This window comes from Brooklawnia sp. (assembly GCF_049651565.1).
Lineage (GTDB): Bacteria > Actinomycetota > Actinomycetes > Propionibacteriales > Propionibacteriaceae > Brooklawnia.
Genome location: NZ_JBASCI010000078.1, coordinates 1 through 16,746, shown reverse-complemented (window position 1 = coordinate 16,746; position 16,746 = coordinate 1). Strand labels below are relative to the sequence as shown.

The following is a 16,746-nucleotide window of genomic DNA, read 5'->3' as shown; positions in this document are numbered from 1 at the left end:
GTGGACGCCGGCCTGCGGCCCGGCGAGGCCGACTGGCAGCTCAGCGACCGGTTGGCGTCCCAACCCGGTGAGGTACTGATCGACCACGCCTGGGACGACGGCTTCATCGAGACCGACCTGGCCGACGTGCTGGGCCTGGCCGAGGCCGGGCACCTGTGGCTCGCCGGGCTCGGTTCTGACGCGGCGGTGCTGCAGACCTACCTTGGCGCGCTGCAGCGCGGCTTCGACGTCACGGTTGTCGAGGACGCCCACGCCGCCGCCGACGTCGAGTTCGACGGTTGCAGACTGTCCGCGGCCCAGGTGGTCGCGTTCGTCAACCGGATCGTCTGGCGCGACCTCGCCCCCGACGTGACCGGCGACCTGATGGCGGCCGGCAACGTGGAGTTCAGTGCCGACGAGCCGGACGACCTGGAGATCATCGCCGCCGCCGAGGCAGAGAGCGCCGCGCTGGAACAGATCGAGGACGACCTGGCCGCCTCAACCTGGGAGGCACCTTGACGCTCACCGTCGACGCGCCGAAGGGGGTGCTCAGCTTCAACCGGCTGGGCCTGGACGAGGATCCGCCCAGACTAATCGAGTACAACAGCGCCTGGGACCTGCAGCGCCGGATCCATGCCGAGGTGGTGGCCGGCCGCCGCGGAGGCACCGTGCTGCTGCTCGAGCACGAGTCGGTCTACACCGCCGGACGCCGCACCCTGCCCGACGAGCGTCCCATCGACGGCACGCCGGTCATCGACGTCGACCGGGGCGGCAAGATCACCTGGCACGGGCCCGGGCAACTCGTCGGCTACCCAATCATCCGGCTGCCGAAGGGCGTCTACGTCGTCGACTACGTCCGCCGGCTCGAGGAGGCCCTGATCCGCACCATCCGCGGCTACGGGCTGCCGGCCCAGCGGGTGGCCGGCCGGTCCGGGGTCTGGTTGCCTGCGGACGCCGGGCGTCCCGAACGCAAACTCGTCGCCATCGGAATCCGCTACTCACACGGGGTAACCCTGCACGGCTTCGCGCTCAACGTGCTGCCCAACCAAGCCGCCTTCGGACGCATCGTCCCTTGTGGCATCGCGGACGCCGGGATCAGCTCGCTGGCCGAGGAGCTGGCCGACCCGCCCACGGTGGCCCAGACCGCCTCGGCGGTGGCACCCCACCTGGAAGACCTGCTTGGCCGGTTCGTCCCATTCGACGCCCATTGACCTACCGACGCGGGGGACAGCCGCCTAGGCTACGGTTGTGACAGCACAGCCAACAGGACGTCGGATGCTGCGCCTCGAGGTGCGCAACTCGCAAACGCCGATCGAGGCCAAGCCCGCGTGGATCAGGACGCGGGCGGTGACCGGTCCGAACTACAACGACCTGCAGGACATCATGGTCACCGAAGGCCTGCACACCGTGTGCCAGGAGGCCGGCTGCCCCAACATCTACGAGTGCTGGGAGGACCGGGAGGCCACCTTCCTGATCGGCGGGGACGCCTGCACCCGGCGCTGCGACTTCTGCCAGATCGAGACCGGCAAACCGACCGGGTACGACACTGAGGAGCCGGTTCGGGTCGCCCACAGCGTGCAGAAGATGGGGCTGCGCTACGCCACCGTCACCGGGGTCTGCCGCGACGACCTTCCTGACGAGGGCGCCTGGCTGTACGCCGAGACGATCCGGCAGATCCATCTGCGCAACCCCGGTGTCGGGGTCGAGATGCTGGCCCCCGACTTCTCCGGCAAGCCCGAACTGATCGACCAGGTCCTCGACACCCGGCCCGAGGTGTTCGCCCACAACGTCGAGACCGTGCCGCGGATCTTCCGGGCGATCCGGCCCGGCTTCAGCTACCAGCGTTCACTCGACGTGCTGACCCGGTCGCGGGACGCCGGCCTGGTAACCAAGTCGAACCTGATCCTGGGCATGGGTGAGACCCGGGAGGAGATCAGCCAGGCGATGACCGACCTGCGCGACGCGGGCACCCACCTGCTCACCATCACCCAGTACCTGCGCCCGAACGTGCGGCTGCACCCGATCGAACGCTGGGTCACCCCGCAGGAGTTCGAGGAGCTGGCGGAGGAGGCCTCCGAGATCGGTTTCGAGGGCGTGCTCAGCGGGCCGCTGGTGCGCTCGTCCTACCGCGCCGGACGGCTGTACCGGCAGGCGCTGCAAGCACTCGGACGTCCCGCCTGACCCCCGTCGGCAGACCTCAGAGCCGCGCGCGGATCCAGTTCAGGTCGGCGATCTGGTCGTCCAGGCTGCCGTGGGTCTCGATGATCACCGGGGCGCCGGCCTCGGTGATGACCTGCATGATGAACTCCGGGTCGGCCTGACCGCGGCCCAGGCGGGCGTGCCGGTCTGCCCCGGAACCCTGCGGATCGCGGGAGTCGTTGGCGTGCACCAGGTCGATGCGTCCGGTGATCGCCCGGATCCGGCCGACCAGGCCGTCCAGTTCCTCACCGGAAGCGTGGGCGTGGCAGGTGTCCAGGCAGAAGCCGACCTGCTCGGCCCCGGAGGCGGCGCTGACCGCCTGCCACAGCAACTCGATGGACTCCACCGTGCGAGCCATCGCGTTCGCGCCACCGGCGGTGTTCTCGATGAGGATCGGGCAGTCCAGCCGCAGCCCGCCGATCGCCTTGTACCAGTTCTCGTACCCGACCAGCGGGTCCTCGCCGGCACCGACATGGCCGCCGTGCACGATGAGCCCACGCGCCCCGATCTCGGCGGCGGCGGTCACCTGCTGCTGCAGCAGCTTGCGGCTGGGGATCCGGATGCGGTTGTTCGTCGAGGCCACGTTGATCACGTACGGGGCGTGCACGTACAGCCCGATGCCGGCCTGCTCGGCAGCCTCCTTCAGCGCGGCGGGCCCGCTCGGGTAGTCCAGCTTCTGGCCCTTCCAGGCCTGCGGGTCGCCGATGAAGTGCTGGACGATCTGGGCGTCGCGGGCCTGCGCGGCGGCAACGGGATCGGACTGGTCGACGTGGGCCCCCAGTTCGAGCGGTTGGCTGGTCATGGGGCCACCTTAGGCGAGCGGTGGCGGCGCGCCATGGGAGACTGGAAGGCGTGGGTTGGTGGCAGATGCTCGGTGAGTACCTGGCGGCGCTGGTCGCCACCGCCGGTGACGTGTTGCGTCTCAGCCCGCAGGCCCTCGAACGAGCCGACCGGTTCGGCTGGTCGGTGCCGATCGGGATCGCGGTGGTGGCCGGCATGTCGTTGCTGGTCGGCCAGTCGCTGGTGTTGGCCATCAACCGGGTGGGACGCCGGCGCGGCGTGCTCACCATGGTCACCTCCGGCGCCGGGCAGGTGCTGATCGCCGTCGTTGAGGCGGTGATGGTGTGGGCGGTGGCCATCGTCCTGCTGGACGAGCCGCCCCGGGTTTCGGAACTGCTACCGACCGTGCTCGTCTCGTTCGCGCCGCAGTGGCTGGGGTTCCTGGTGCTGCTGCCGTTCACCGGCACCGGTATCGCTCGGTTGCTGCAGGTCTGGCACCTGCTGGCGCTGTGGGTGATGCTGACTCCGGTGCTGGACGCCGGCCGGCCAGCGGCGCTGCTGGTGGCCGCTGCCGCCTGGCTGGTCACCGAGGCGATCGACGCCCTGGTTGAACACTCGCCGCTGCGCCTGCGCGAGCGGCTGTTCCGGCTGGTCAGCGGTTCGGCAGGACGCACCTGGCGGGACGTGATGGCGTCCTCACCGATGGAGCGGACCCCGTGATCGCCCAGATCATCATCGTGGTCGTGCTGGCCCTGATCGTGGCCGGCCTGGTCGCCCCCACCGAGGCGGTGAACTGGTGGCGCCGCGGGCACCTGGGCGAGCAGGGCATCCAGTGGCCCACCGTCGAGGAGGCCTTCCAGCACGCCGACGACGAGCCGGACGAGGAGGTCCCCGACGAGCTCCCCGCTGAGACCGACCACTACCTGGTCTACCTGTCCGGGATCGGCATCAGCAGCCCGCACCAGTTGCCGGTGGTCGAGATCCCGATGGTGCAGCGGCTGACCGAACGCATCGGCGGCACCATGATGGTCTGGCGGATCTACCCGTACTCGGTGGCCAACACCGCGCTGACCCAGGGACGCCTGCTCAGCCGGTTGTGGCGCAAGCTGGCGCAGTGGAAGTTCGAGCGGCACCCGATGCGCTGGCTGGCGTTCCTGATCAATCTGCGCAACGCCTTCCAGATCTTCGTCAGCGCCGACCAGCGCTATGGCCCGGTGTTCAACCTGGCGATCGCCCAGCAGATCGCTGCCGCGCTGATCAGGAGCGGCTACCAGCCCGCCAACCGCAAACCGGTGACGCTGCTCGGCTGGAGCGGTGGCGCCCAGATCGCTGCCGGCGCCGCCTACTACCTGGCAGCGCTGGGCATGCCGGTGCGGATCCTGTCGATGGCCGGCATCCTCAGCTCCGACCCGGGGCTCGACCGGGTGCAGGACATCTGGCACCTGCGCGGCGACACCGACAAGCTGCCCAACGTCGGCGCGGTGCTGTCGATGCGGCGTTGGCCGATCTTCCCCAATTCCGAATGGAACCGGGCCAAGCGGGACGGCCGACTCAAGCTGGTCAGTCTGGGTGATCTGCGGCACACCGGCCCGGGCGGCTACTTCGCGTCCGAACCGCTGCTGCCGGACGGCCGCCAGCCCCGGCAACTGACCGCCGACTACATCCTCGAGGTGCTGGTGGACGCCGGCCTGGCCACCGACAACTTCGCCGACCGGCCGGACGTCCCCCGGCTCGGCCAACCTGACGTGGAGTAGGACGCCGCGCAGCGGGTCAGAGGGTGCCGCGGACGGCGTCCCCCAGCACGTCCAGGCCCAGCGTCCCCAGCGACAGGGTCGCCGAGTGGAACTGGGCCAGGTCGAACGCCGACCCTTGGCTGGCCTGCGCCTCGGCGCGCAGGTCGAGCCAGTACCGCTCGCCCAGCCGGTAGCTCGGCGCCTGGCCTGGCCAGCCGTGGTAGCGCAGCACCTCGAACCGGGCATTGCCCGGCGGCCTCGAGGTGTGCGCGTTGAAGTACTGCCAGGCCTTGTCGAACGTCCATTCGCCGCCGCCCACCGACTCCGGGGCGGGCAGTCCGCAGTGAATTCCCAGGTCGAGCACCACCCGCACCGCCCGCAGCGACTGCGCGTCCAGCAGGCCCATCAGGGCTCCCGGGTCGGTCAGGAAGCCGAGCTCGGCCATCAGCCGTTCGGCATACAGCGCCCAGCCCTCGCCGTGGCCGGACACCCACAGCCCGTTGCGGCGCCAGCCGTTCAGGTCGCGGTTGGCCAGCGCCAGCGCGTGCTGCAGGTGGTGGCCGGGCGCACCCTCGTGATAGACCGTGGTCAGCTCTCGCCAGGTGGTGAACTTGTCCTCGCCGACGGGCACCGACCAGTACATCCGGCCTGGCCGGGACAGGTCGTCGCTGGGTGGGGTGTAGTAGACCCCGCCGTCGTGGGTGTCGGCAATCCGGCACTCGATGCGTCGCAACGGCTCCGGGATATTGAAGTGGCCGCGTGCCAGAAGTTCGGCCACTGCCTCATCGGCCCGGGCCTGCATCCACTCGAGCAGCGCTTCGGTGCCGCGCAGCTGGTAGCGGGGGTCACGGTCGAGGGCGTCCTGCGCCTGCTGGATCGTCCCGCCCGGGACGACCTGCTGGGCGGTGGCCAGGTAGCGGCGCTGCACCTCGGCAACCTCGGCGAGCCCCCACTGGTAGGTCTGGTCGATGTCGATGCGGGTGCCGAGGAAGAACCGGGACGCCAACTGGTAGCGCTCGCGTCCCACCGCGTCCACCTCGGTGCAGCGCGGCAGCAGTTCCCCTTCGATCCGGTCGGCCACCGCCGCGTAGGCCTGCCGGGCGACCGCCAGCCCGGACGCCAGGTCGTTCGCCAACGCGTCCGGCCGCTTACCGGCCGCCGCCCCGAGGGCGGTGAAGTAGCCGTCCTGGCCCGCCCAGCTGCGGCATTGCTCGGCGAGCAGTTCGGCCTGCCGGCGGGCCGGCGGGATGCCGGCGGAGACCGATGCGAGCTGGGACGCCCACCAGCCTTCGAGCGCGTCCGGTATCGCCCGGAGCCGCCGGGCAATCGTCGCCCAGTCGTCGTCGCTGTCCCGCGGCATCTGGTCGTAGACCTCACGGATGTCGTGCAGGTTGCTGGCGACGCCGTTGACCGACAGCAGGTCGGCCCGGGCCTCAGCGGCTTCCACCTGCAGCCCCAGCCGCTCGCGCAGCGCCGCCAGCGTCACCCGGTCGACCTGGTCGGCCGGTGCAAGTGAGTCAGCCTCAGCAAGGGTTTGCCGGGCGAGGGAGGTGAAGGCGGCGCGTCCCTCGGGGGAGAAGTCGTCGTACCGGTCCTGGTTCAGGTCGACCCCGAGCATGGTGGCCTCCACCGGGCTGAGCTCAAGCGTGGCGGCGAGGTGACGTTCCGCCAGATGGTCGATCGGGGTTGGGACGCGTGCCATTGCGACAGCGTAGCCCCAGCCCGGCGCGGCCGGGTGATCTCGCAGCGCGGCCCCGGAACTTGGCGGGGATGCGCGCGTGGAAGGATGAGGCCGCTTGCCGAAATCCCGTGGAGGAAGAATTCAATGTCGAAGGTGACGTTCTACCGTGGCCAGCAGCTACCGCTCGAGATGCACAAGGTGCGGATCATCCAGAAGCTGACCCTGCTGCCGATCGAGCAGCGGCTGGAGGCGATCGACCAGGCGGGTCACAACACATTCCTGCTACAGAACGCCGACGTCTTCCTCGACATGCTGACCGACTCCGGGGTCAACGCCATGAGTCAGGACCAGCAGGCCGCCATGTTCCAGGCCGACGACGCCTACGCCGGGTCGTCCACCTACACCCGGCTGTACAACAAGCTGGTCGAGATCTTCGGCATGAAGTACTTCTTGCCGGCCCACCAGGGCCGGGCTGCGGAGAACATTCTCGCGCAGGTGCTGGTGCGTCCCGGCGACTGGGTGCCGATGAACTACCACTTCACCACCACCAAGCAGCACATCACCGCGCATGGTGGCAAGGTGATCGAGCTGATCAAGCCCGAGGGCCTCGAGGTCACCAGCGACAACCCGTTCAAGGGCGATCTGGACGTGCCGCGGCTGCGCAACCTGGTCGCCACCTACGGGGCGGATTCGATCAGCTCGGTGCGGGTCGAGGCCGGCACCAACCTGATCGGCGGACAGCCGTTCTCGCTGGCCAACCTGCTCGAGGTGTCGAAGGCCTGCCGTGAGCACGGCCTGATCCTGGTGATGGACGCGTCCCTGCTGGCTGACAACCTGCACTTCATCAAGACCCGCGAGGCGGCCTGCGCCGACATGAGCATCCGCGAGATCACCCGGGCGATGGCCGACGCGGTGGACGTCATCTACTTCTCGGCCCGCAAGCTGGGCTTCGGCCGTGGTGGCGGCATCTGCATCCGCGACGAGGCGCTGTACAAGCGGATGCGTGGCTTCGTGCCCATGTTCGAGGGCTTCCTCACCTACGGCGGCATGTCGGTGCGCGAGATGGAGGCGATCACGATCGGCCTCGAGGAGACCATGGACGAGGACATGATCAACCAGGGTCCGCAGTTCATCGAGTACATGGTCAACGAGTTGAACCGGCGCGAGATCCCGGTGATCACGCCGGCCGGCGGTCTGGGTGCGCACCTTGATGCGATGCGCTTCCTCGACCACATCCCGCAGCCGGAGTACCCGGCGGCGGCCCTGGCGTCCGCGGTCTTCATCGCCTCGGGAGTTCGGGGCATGGAGCGCGGCACCATGTCGGAGGCTCGCGACGCCGAAGGAGTCGAGCCGCTGGCCGACATGGAGCTGGTCAGGCTGGCCATGCCGCGCCGGGTGTTCACACTGTCGCAGGTCAACTACGCGATCGACCGGATCGACTGGCTCTACCAGAACCGCCGGATGATCGGTGGGATGCGCTGGGCCGAGGAACCCGAGATCCTGCGGTTCTTCTACGGCCGCCTGGAGCCGGTCACCGACTGGCCGAACGAGCTGGTCGCCAGGTTCCGGGAGGACTTCGGCGACAGCCTGTGATCTGACGGCGCCACGCCACGCAACAACGCGGAGGATCGGGCGGCGACTACGCTGCGCGATCCTCCGCATCGTGTATCTGGCGGGTGGCTACCTCGGGCTATCTGGCGGGTGGCTACCTCGGTGCGACTGCGCTTCGCTCAGGGAGATCCGGGAAGTCATCCGGCGTCTCGAGCTCCTGGATGCCGTGCAGCGTCGAGACCGGCGGCTCGTGCTCCAGCGTCGGGTCCACCCGCAGGTAGGCCTTCGTCTCGCGGGCGATCAGGCCCGAGCAGATGAGCAGCCCCGATCAGGTTGGGCAGGGCCATCAGGCCGTTGGCGATATCGGAGAAGGTCCAGACCAGGTCCAGCTCCACCGTGGCGCCGACGAAGACCACCGCGCTGAACACCAGTCGGTAGGGCATCACCGCGCGCAACCCGAGCAGCCGATCGATGTTGCGTTCGCCGTAATAGGCCCAGCCAAGAATGGTCGAGTAGGCGAAGAAGACGATCGCCACCGAGACGATGGCGCCACCCCAGGTGCCCGGCAGGCCGGTGCCGAAACCCTCAGCCGTCAGCGCCGCCCCGGTGGAGCCGTTGCGCCAGACCCCGGTGGTGAGGATGACCAGGCCGGTCATGCTGACCACGATGATCGTGTCGATGAAGGTCTGGGTCATCGAGACCAGGCCTTGGCGTACCGGGTGCTTGGTCTTGGCTGCTGCGGCGACGATCGCGGCCGAGCCCATGCCGGACTCGTTGGAGAAGATGCCGCGGGCGATGCCGAACTGGATCGCCTGGGCAACCGCGGCGCCAGTGAAACCGCCAACGGCCGCCGTTCCGGTGAACGCGTCGGTGAGAACCAGCCCGAGCGCCGGCAGAATGCCTTGCCAGTTGATGGCCAGGACGACGAAGCCGGCGGCCAGGTAGAACAGGATCATGAACGGCACCATCAGGGCGGTGACCTTGCTGATCGACTTGATGCCACCGATCAGCACCAGCGCGGTGAACAGCGCCAGCACGATGCCCACCACCGCGGTGTTCGCGCCGAAGGTCGTGTTGAGCGCTGCAGCCACCGAGTTCGACTGGGTCATGTTGCCGATCCCGAACGCGGCGATCGACGCGGCAACTGCGAAGAAGATCGACAACCCAAGGCCGAACTTGTTCGGGATGGCCTTGGCCAGGTAGTGCTGCGGCCCTCCGTTCATCTCGCCCTTGGCGTCGGTGGTGCGGAACCGGACGCCCATGAACGCCTCGGAGTACTTGGCCGCCATCCCGAAGATCGCCGAGATCCACATCCAGAACAGCGCACCCGGGCCGCCGAGGTGGATGGCGGTCGCCACACCGGCGATGTTGCCGACCCCGACCGTGGCGGCCAACGCCGTCGACAGCGCGTGGAAGTGCGAGACGTCGCCCTGCTCCTGCGACCCGTCGCTGCGGCGCACGAACGCCAGCTTCAGCGCCGGGCCGAGCTTGGTGAACTGGACGCCACCCAGCCGGACCGTCAACCAGATGCCGGTGCCGAGCAGTAATGGAATGAGGACGAACGGACCCCAGATGATGCCGTCGATGGCATTGAGGATTTCGAGCATGCGCTTCTCCTGGCCGGGACTGTACGGGCCGCCCACTGGCGACCCCCCGCGACCCGGCGGTCAGCCGTCAGCCGACTCGGCGGCTATTCCACCACGGATGGGTTCCCCGAGCCGGGCTGACCGCAATCCGGAACCTTGGGAGTGGCCGACCGAGCCGCAGCCCGAGCGCACACTGCGGAGGTTCGGTGAGCGACTATGCTGCGCGATCTTCCGCAGTGTGGCGGGGGCTGGGTGGCCCGGCCCGCAACCGGAACCGTCGATGGCTACCTGCAGGCGATTCGCCGGGAATCAGGCGAGGTTGGGGCATTCACCAGTGCCGCGTGCGCCGGTGCCGTCCCTCGGGCCCTGCTGCGCGCCCCGCTGTGCGCCCTGACCGCCGGTGCCGTCGCAGCTGCCGTCACAATTCTGCTGCCGGTTCATCTGACCCTGGCCGTTGCCCTGGTTCGCTTGCCCTTGGCCGTTCGGGCCGTGTTGCCCGCCGCCCAGCTGGCCGCTGGCGGCCCGCTCATAGGCGATCAGGTGGTGCTCTGAACCGTTCTGCAGGTTCTCCAGCACGGTGCGCACCGCATCGGTCTCACTCTGGGCGATCGCGTCCTCCAGGTCTGCGATGTCCCGGGTCTCCAGGTCGATGCCGACCTGGTAGGCGTCCTGGAGCGACTGCATGCCCTGCGCGTACCACTGGTCGTACAGCTCCTGCAGTGTGGCGTCCGAGAAGCTGCCCACTGCCGCCCCGGCCGACGGGTCGTCGATGCCGTACTGGGTGAGCACGTTGCCGACGGCGTCGAAATGTCGCTGCTCGGCGTTGGTGATGCGCGAGAACGGCCGGGCCCCGTCGTACTGGTCGGAGAATGCCTGGTACAGGTCACGGGCCAGCCGCTCCTCCTCGCGGGTGTAGACGAGTTCGGCGACTTCGGCGTCGCTGAGTTCGCCGTCCTCGGCCACCGCCATAGGCAGCGCGGCCAGGCTGAACGCCGCGACACCCGCGACCGCGAGGCCGGCGATTCGGGTTGATGTCTTCATTGTTCTTCCTTCCCTTCGGGCTGGGGTACCAGCCGATGCCATAAGTACATTCCGGGCTTGTAAAGCGGGTGCGAGAGGAATTGTGAAGCCTTCGTGAAGCCTGGTCGCGAATCACCAGGGCTGCCCGGCCGGTCTTCCCGGGCCACCACAATGGGGGTGTGGCTAGAACCGTACTGGTCGTTGATGACGAGCCGAACATCCGGGATCTGCTGCGGGAGTACCTGGTGGCCGAGGGCTACCAGGTACTTGAGGCGGACTCCGGCACGTCCGCCCTGCAGGAGCTGGGACTGCTCGACGGCCCTGCCACGACGCCGGTCGACCTGGTGCTGCTCGACATCGGGTTACCCGATCTCGATGGCCTGCAGATGCTCAGCCAGTTGCGGCGCTCATCGCAGGTCTACGTGATCCTGGTCACCGCGCGCGCCGAAGAAACCGACAAGCTGGTGGGCTTGACGGTGGGTGCCGACGACTACATCACCAAGCCGTTCAGTGTCCGGGAAGTGGTCGCCCGGGTGAAGGCCGCCTTCCGTCGGATGGATTCCGACGCCAGACCAGAGGACGCCGACGCGATCGTGGTCGGTGACCTGCGGATCGACCTGGCCGCCCGCGAGGTGTGGCAGGCTGGCACGTTGGTCGAACTGACGACGCTGGATTTCGACCTGCTCGCCGCTCTGGCCGCCAACCCGGGTCGGGTGCTGTCCCGCGTCCAGCTGCTCGAGAAGATCTGGGGCTACGACTTCTACGGCGATGAGCGCGTGGTCGACGTGCATATCCGGACCATGCGGAAGGCGCTCGGCGATGACCCGCTGAACCCCCGCTACATAGCGACTGTGCGCGGTGTCGGATACAAGTTCCTGCCCGCCCGGATCCCGTCATGACTCGCGCCGACCGGGCCCCGCTGCGCCGACTCGACGTCCAGTTGGTCGGTTCGCACGTGCTGGTCGGGGTGGTCTCGCTGCTCACCACCGCTGCGCTGGTATTCCTGCTTGCTCCCAGGCTGTTCGACACCATGGGCTCGGGCGAGGGCCAAATGCCGGGCCACGGGACCGGGCGGGGTCGCGGTGACGGCAGTGGTCTCGGCCCGCTGCGCCCGGAGGTGGTGTCTGCACTGCAGACTGCCTTGCTGTGGGGAGTGGTGGCCGGAGTACTGGCCGCCGTCCTGCTCGGGGTGCTCGCGGCTCGCCGGGTGCTGAAGCCGGTCAACGCGGTCCGTTCAGCAACCAGGCGGGTGGTTGAGGGTGACTACGGTGCCGAGCTGCCTCGTCCCGACACCCTGGAGCTCAGGCAACTGGTGGACGACGTCGGCACCATGGCCGAGCGACTGTCCGAGACCGAGGCCCGCCGGGTGCGCATGCTCGGCGAGGTCAGCCACGAGATGCGCACCCCCCTGACCGTGATCGACGGCCAGCTCGAGGCGATGATGGACGGAGTGCGGCCCGCCACGCCAGAGAACCTCGCACTGATCGCCGCCGAGTCACGGCGGCTGCACCGGTTGGCGGCCGACCTGAGCGCGCTGTCGCGAGCCGAGGAGGGACGAATCGTCCTCGACCTCAGCCCAACCGACATCGGCGAGGTGGTCACCGGGGCGGTGGAGAGACTGCGCCCCCAGACCGAGGACGCCGGAATCGAGTTGTCCTGCCAGACGACGGCCGGTCTTCGAGCACAGGTGGACGCCGACCGGATCGCCCAGGTGGTGACCAACCTGGTCGGCAACGCCATCCGGGCCACACCTGGCGGCGGCCGGATCGAGGTCGACTGTCACCGGGACGGCGAGCAGGCCGTGATCCAGGTCAGCGACAACGGGGAAGGGCTGGCGTCCGACGAGCTGGAGCGGATCTTCGAACGCTTCTACCGTGTGCCGGGTCGTCGATCACCCGGTCGCGAGGCCGGCTCCGGGATCGGCCTGACGATCTCGAAGCACCTGGTGGCAGGGCACGGCGGAACGATCACCGCCGAATCGGGCGGCCCCGGTCAGGGCGCCACCTTCACCGTCCGGCTGCCATTGGCGCCGCGGTGATCGCACAGCAACGCGCCCGACCGCTGGACGATCGGGCGCGCCTGTGGGTGGGTTGAATCGTCAGCTCTGCAGGTCTGACCTGGTCTGCTCGGCGGCGCCCTTCGCGTCGGACTGCACCGACTGCGCTGACGACTTCGCCTCGCCGACGACCTCGTCCTTGGCGCCCTGGGCCTCGGACTTCACCTGCTCGGTGGCCTCGCCGGCGGTCTGCTTGACCGACTCGAGCGCCTCCTGGGCGGCCGGTTGCAGGTGTTCCCTGGCCTCGGCCGCCATCGACTTGGCCTCCTCGACCAGCGGCTGGGCCCGGTCCTCGACCTTGCGGGCCATCTCCTTCTCGGGCCGGGACGACGGGAACAGCCCGCCGATCAGCGCCCCGACGCCCAGGGCGATCAGGCCGGCTGCCAGCGGGTTGCCCTGGGCCTTGCGCTGCACCTGGCGGGGTGCCTCGCTGACCGCCTGCCGGGCCTCGCCGACGGCGCCCTGGTCGTAGGGATCGTCGTCCGATCCGAAGACCCGGCTCTTGAGGTCCTGGGCCTTCTCCTTGACGGCGTCCACCTGGCCGCGGGCGATGTTGCTCGGCTTGGCGCTGTCGCCCAACGCGTTGACGTTCTCGCTCAACTCGGCGCGGGTGCGCTCGATGTCACGACGGATCTCGTCCGGGTTGTCAGTCATCGGTTCTTCTCCTCATTGCCCATCGCGGCGTTCGGTATCTTCTGCACGGTTTCGGTGGTCTGCGGCAGACCCTGCATCTTCTTCAGCGAACCCCTGCCCGCGACGAACAGGATCGCGGCCACGATGGCCCACAGCACCATGACGATCACGCCGCTCCAGCCCAGCATGGGGTCGGACGGGGACCCCAGCGCCACGGCGATCCACCACCACAGGGCCAGGGTCAACGCCACCAGCGCGAGCAGCGCGAAGACCACGGCGCCGACGATCAGCCCGACGCCGGTACCGGCACGGGTCGCCGACTGCCTGAGTTCGGCCCTGGCCAGCGCGACCTCCTGCCGGATCAGGGTGGACGCGTTGTCCATCACGTCCGACACGATCTCGCCGATCGAGCGGTCCTCCGCGCGGTAACGGGCGTAGCTGCGGTCGCCCTCATCCGGCAGGTCGGCCCCCGCCGACAGGTGCGCACCCTCGGGTGGCGGCACCGGGCCCGGGTTCATCGGGTAGTTCTGGTCCTGGGTCATCGCCGATCGTTCTCCCAAGGCGCCCGCTCGCCTTCAAGCGTCCCCGAGGTGTCATAGCCCGGCCACTGCGGGGCCGGCGCTTCGGTCTCCGCGGTGCCGACGGCCTCGCCCGGTGCGTCCGGGTCGCCGAGCACGCCCTCACCGGAGGTGACCCGCTCGTAGGTGTCGCCCGGCATCGGCGTCGGTTCCAGGTTGCCGGCCTGGCCGTAGGTGGTGGGTGCCTGCCCGCTCGGCGCCTGCCCCTGTCCATAGGTCGTCTGGTTCTGGCCGTACGGCCGCGGCGGGTACTCCTCGGTGGCGCCGCGATAGCTGCCGCCCGGCTGGTAGCCGCCGGAGTAGTAGCGCTGCTCGTCAAAGCGGTCCCGGTCGTCCGACTTGGCAGCCTGCATGCCGCGCGCCAACCGCGCGCCGACGAAGCCGACCCCGGCGCAGATCGCCATGAACGTCCACGGGTTGCGGGCGGCGTAGCGGCGCACCGAGTCGAGCACATCGTCCGGACTGTTCCGCTCCAGCCAGTCGGCGGCCCGGTGCCCGGCCGACCGGGCGTTCTCGGCCAGCTCGGTGACCGGCCCGGACTGCTGGTTGCCCTGCAACAGTTCGTCCAGCTCGCCGCTCAGGGAGCGCACCACCTCGGCGAGCCGCTGCTGACCGTGTCCCGCCTGGGTGCGGAGCTCTCGGGTTCCTTCGTCCATCAGCATGCGGCCCTGACTGCGGGCCTGCGACATGACCTCGCTGGTCTGCCGCTTGGCCGTCTCGGCCACGCTCTGGCCGGCCTGTTTTGCGGTTTCGGTGACGTTTCCGGCCTCTTGGCGGGCGTGCTCCGCAACCCCCTTCGCCCGGTCCTGGGCGGCGTCTGCGGTGGTCCGGTCGGCGGCGTGCCGCTGACCCGGCTGATCCCCTGAGTCGTACTCGGGGGTCTGGGTGGGATATTCCATTTCTCCTCCGTTCCGACTGCGTCGCGTCACTCGGACGCGTCATTTTCCAGAGTAGGTGGCAGTTATGGCCGAACAGCCCCCCCAAAAGGGTGGAAATTGCGTCGCTGCTGGTCAGAGCCGCATAATCCGGTGGGATGCGGTCTACTGGCCTAATGCCGGACAGATTTATTCTGCCCACAGCGAATGCGACGAATAAATCGGTCAATTGTGGGTTTTATGTGCGATTGGTCAATGACCCAGCCACTTCCTGATCGTCCGTGTGCGCTTGTCGAGCTGGTCGCTGGTGCACTGGGCCAGCGCCGGCCCGCCACACTCGCGCCGCAGCGCGGCATGGACGTGGCTGTGCGGGGAGCCCTGCAACCGCGCGTACTGCGCGACCAGCGAGTTCAGCTCCTTGCGCTGGGCAGCCAGCCTCCGGTGCAGGGCCTCCTCGGGCGGCACCTTCTCGCTGCGGGCGACCTGCTCGTGCCGGCGGACCTGCCGACGCTGTCGTTCGGCCAGCAGCCGGGACACCTGGTCGGGCTCGAGCAGGCCCGGCAGGCCGAGGTAGTCGGCCTCGTCGGCACTGGTGGGGGCGGCGTGCATGCCGTACGCCTGGGAGTCGAACAACACGTGGTCGAAGGTGGCCTCCGACGAGACCGCCTCGAACTGCCCGAGCAGGTCGTCCGAGGCCCGTTCGGTACGGTTCGCCTGCTCCAGCAGGGCGTCCGTCTCGGCCCAGATGTCGACCGACTCGTCCTTCTTCGGACGCCCGAGCACGTGGTCGCGCTGCCGTTCGAGGCTGGACGCGTGCGCCAGCAGGATCGGCACCGTGGGCAGGAAGACGGTCGCCAGTTCGCCGCGACGCCGGGCGCGGACGAAGCGTCCCACCGCCTGGGCGAAGAACAGCGGGGTGGAGGTGCTGGTCGCGTACACCCCGACCGCCAGCCGAGGGACGTCGACGCCCTCGGAGACCATCCGGACCGCCACCATCCAGCGCGAGTCGTCGCCGGCGAAGGTCTCGATCCGGCCGCTGGCCGTCGCGTCGTCCGACAGCACCACGGCGGGACGTTCGCCGCTCACCTCGGCCAGCACCCGGGCGTAGGCGCGCGCCGCGGTCTGACTGGACGCGATCACCAGTCCGCCGGCGTCCGGGATGTGCCGGCGCACCTCGGTCAACCGGCGGTCGGCGGCCCGCAGCACCGCGCCGATCCATTCTCCCTTGGGGTCCAGCGCGGTGCGCCAGGCCTGTGCGGTGAGGTCCTTGGTGAGCAGTTCGCCCAGGCTGGCCGCCACCTCGTCACCGGAGCTGGTGCGCCACCGCATCGGTCCGCCGTAGTTCATGAACACCACCGGACGCACCACGTGATCGCGCAACGCGTCGGCGTACCCGTAGACGAAGTCGGATCGACTCACCATCGAGCCGTCGAGCAACTGTTCGTAGCTGACGAACGGAATGGGCTGCTCGTCGCTGCGAAACGGCGTCCCGGTGAGGGCAAGCCTGCGGGTGGCCAGGTGGAAGGCGTCCAGGATCGCCTCGCCCCAGCTCCGGGAGTCACCGGCGTGGTGGATCTCGTCGAAGATGACCAGGGTCGGCACATCGGCGGTGATGGCCTGGTAGTGCCACGACCGGACCGCGACACCGGCGTAGGTGACCGCCAACCCGTCGTACTCCCGTGACCTGCCCCGCCGGTTGCCGGTGCCGCCGGGGTCGAGCTGGATACCCACCTTGGCGGCGGCGTCCGCCCACTGCGTCTTGAGGTGCTCGGTCGGCACCACCACGATGACCCGTCGAACCACCCGGTCGTTGAGCAACTCGGCGGCGACCCGCAGCGCGAAGGTGGTCTTGCCGGCGCCGGGGGTGGCGACGGCCAGGAAGTCCCGGGCGGCCCGCTGGCGGTACATCGCCAGGGCCTCGGTCTGCCAGGCCCGCAGCCGGGCCGAGGTGCCCCACGGCGCCCGCTGCGGAAATGCGGGGGAGATCCGGTCGAAGGCCGCCTGGCTCATTCCGGCACCCCACCCGTGGCAGCGACGACGGGAACCGGGGAAGGCACGGGGAGCGACCCTAGCCC

Annotated in this window: 16 protein-coding genes; 8 read left to right on the top strand and 8 right to left on the bottom strand. The window is 69.3% G+C overall.

The window, feature by feature from the left end:
* The 3 genes from WBL05_RS03795 to lipA form a co-directional block, all read left to right on the top strand.
* A partial coding sequence (locus WBL05_RS03795; protein ID WP_424223839.1) for a cysteine hydrolase family protein occupies nt 1-498 on the top strand: 498 nt, incomplete at its 5' end.
* On the top strand, nt 495-1,190 hold the full coding sequence (gene lipB, locus WBL05_RS03790; protein ID WP_424223837.1) for a lipoyl(octanoyl) transferase LipB: 696 nt from the start codon (nt 495-497) through the stop codon (nt 1,188-1,190). The genes WBL05_RS03795 and lipB, both read left to right, overlap by 4 nt.
* Nucleotides 1,191-1,254: 64 nt before the next feature.
* Entirely contained in the window at nt 1,255-2,160 is a 906-nt protein-coding gene (lipA, locus tag WBL05_RS03785; RefSeq protein WP_424223836.1) for a lipoyl synthase, read from the top strand.
* Nucleotides 2,161-2,176: 16 nt separating this feature from the next.
* On the opposite strand, the gene WBL05_RS03780 is transcribed toward lipA, so the two are convergent.
* Complete coding sequence (locus WBL05_RS03780; RefSeq protein WP_424223835.1) at nt 2,177-2,980, bottom strand: deoxyribonuclease IV; 804 nt, start codon at nt 2,978-2,980, stop codon at nt 2,177-2,179.
* A 50-nt stretch (nt 2,981-3,030) separates the two neighbouring features.
* Here WBL05_RS03780 and WBL05_RS03775 point away from each other — a divergent pair, with 50 nt between their 5' ends.
* Both WBL05_RS03775 and WBL05_RS03770 read left to right on the top strand, forming a co-directional pair.
* Nucleotides 3,031-3,678, top strand: a complete 648-nt coding sequence (locus WBL05_RS03775) for a hypothetical protein (protein ID WP_424223833.1) — start codon at nt 3,031-3,033, stop codon at nt 3,676-3,678.
* Nucleotides 3,675-4,712, top strand: coding sequence for a hypothetical protein (locus tag WBL05_RS03770; protein ID WP_424223831.1), 1,038 nt, complete (start codon nt 3,675-3,677; stop codon nt 4,710-4,712). Before WBL05_RS03775 ends, WBL05_RS03770 begins: the two co-directional genes overlap by 4 nt.
* A gap of 16 nt (nt 4,713-4,728) precedes the next feature.
* On the opposite strand, the gene WBL05_RS03765 is transcribed toward WBL05_RS03770, so the two are convergent.
* Nucleotides 4,729-6,393: a DUF885 domain-containing protein gene (locus WBL05_RS03765; RefSeq protein WP_424223830.1), complete on the bottom strand. Its 1,665-nt coding sequence runs from the start codon at nt 6,391-6,393 to the stop codon at nt 4,729-4,731.
* A gap of 132 nt (nt 6,394-6,525) precedes the next feature.
* On the opposite strand from WBL05_RS03765, the gene WBL05_RS03760 reads away from it, so the two are divergent.
* On the top strand, nt 6,526-7,965 hold the full coding sequence (locus WBL05_RS03760; RefSeq protein WP_424223828.1) for a tryptophanase: 1,440 nt from the start codon (nt 6,526-6,528) through the stop codon (nt 7,963-7,965).
* 155 nt (nt 7,966-8,120) lie between these two features.
* On the opposite strand, the gene WBL05_RS03755 is transcribed toward WBL05_RS03760, so the two are convergent.
* Together WBL05_RS03755 and WBL05_RS03750 are read right to left on the bottom strand one after the other, a co-directional pair.
* Nucleotides 8,121-9,530 carry an alanine/glycine:cation symporter family protein gene (locus tag WBL05_RS03755; protein ID WP_424223827.1) on the bottom strand — a complete coding sequence of 470 codons (1,410 nt, stop codon included), beginning with the start codon at nt 9,528-9,530 and terminating at the stop codon, nt 8,121-8,123.
* A 288-nt stretch (nt 9,531-9,818) separates the two neighbouring features.
* On the bottom strand, nt 9,819-10,550 hold the full coding sequence (locus WBL05_RS03750) for a DUF2202 domain-containing protein (RefSeq protein ID WP_424223825.1): 732 nt from the start codon (nt 10,548-10,550) through the stop codon (nt 9,819-9,821).
* Nucleotides 10,551-10,708: 158 nt separating this feature from the next.
* Between WBL05_RS03750 and WBL05_RS03745 the strand changes: the two genes are divergently transcribed.
* Together WBL05_RS03745 and WBL05_RS03740 are read left to right on the top strand one after the other, a co-directional pair.
* Entirely contained in the window at nt 10,709-11,428 is a 720-nt protein-coding gene (locus WBL05_RS03745; protein ID WP_424223823.1) for a response regulator transcription factor, read from the top strand.
* Nucleotides 11,425-12,567: a sensor histidine kinase gene (locus WBL05_RS03740; RefSeq protein ID WP_424223821.1), complete on the top strand. Its 1,143-nt coding sequence runs from the start codon at nt 11,425-11,427 to the stop codon at nt 12,565-12,567. Before WBL05_RS03745 ends, WBL05_RS03740 begins: the two co-directional genes overlap by 4 nt.
* Before the next feature lie 60 nt (nt 12,568-12,627).
* On the opposite strand, the gene WBL05_RS03735 is transcribed toward WBL05_RS03740, so the two are convergent.
* From WBL05_RS03735 to WBL05_RS03720, 4 genes are all read right to left on the bottom strand, one after another.
* On the bottom strand, nt 12,628-13,239 hold the full coding sequence (locus tag WBL05_RS03735; protein ID WP_424223819.1) for a DUF3618 domain-containing protein: 612 nt from the start codon (nt 13,237-13,239) through the stop codon (nt 12,628-12,630).
* Nucleotides 13,236-13,760 (bottom strand): phage holin family protein, encoded by a 525-nt coding sequence (locus tag WBL05_RS03730; protein WP_424223817.1) that lies wholly within the window; start codon nt 13,758-13,760, stop codon nt 13,236-13,238. The genes WBL05_RS03735 and WBL05_RS03730 overlap by 4 nt, the downstream gene beginning before the upstream one ends.
* Nucleotides 13,757-14,695 (bottom strand): hypothetical protein, encoded by a 939-nt coding sequence (locus WBL05_RS03725; protein ID WP_424223815.1) that lies wholly within the window; start codon nt 14,693-14,695, stop codon nt 13,757-13,759. The genes WBL05_RS03730 and WBL05_RS03725 overlap by 4 nt, the downstream gene beginning before the upstream one ends.
* Before the next feature lie 228 nt (nt 14,696-14,923).
* A complete protein-coding gene (locus WBL05_RS03720; RefSeq protein ID WP_424223814.1) occupies nt 14,924-16,681 on the bottom strand; it encodes a DEAD/DEAH box helicase in 1,758 nt (585 codons plus the stop codon).
* Nucleotides 16,682-16,746 lie beyond the last annotated feature (65 nt).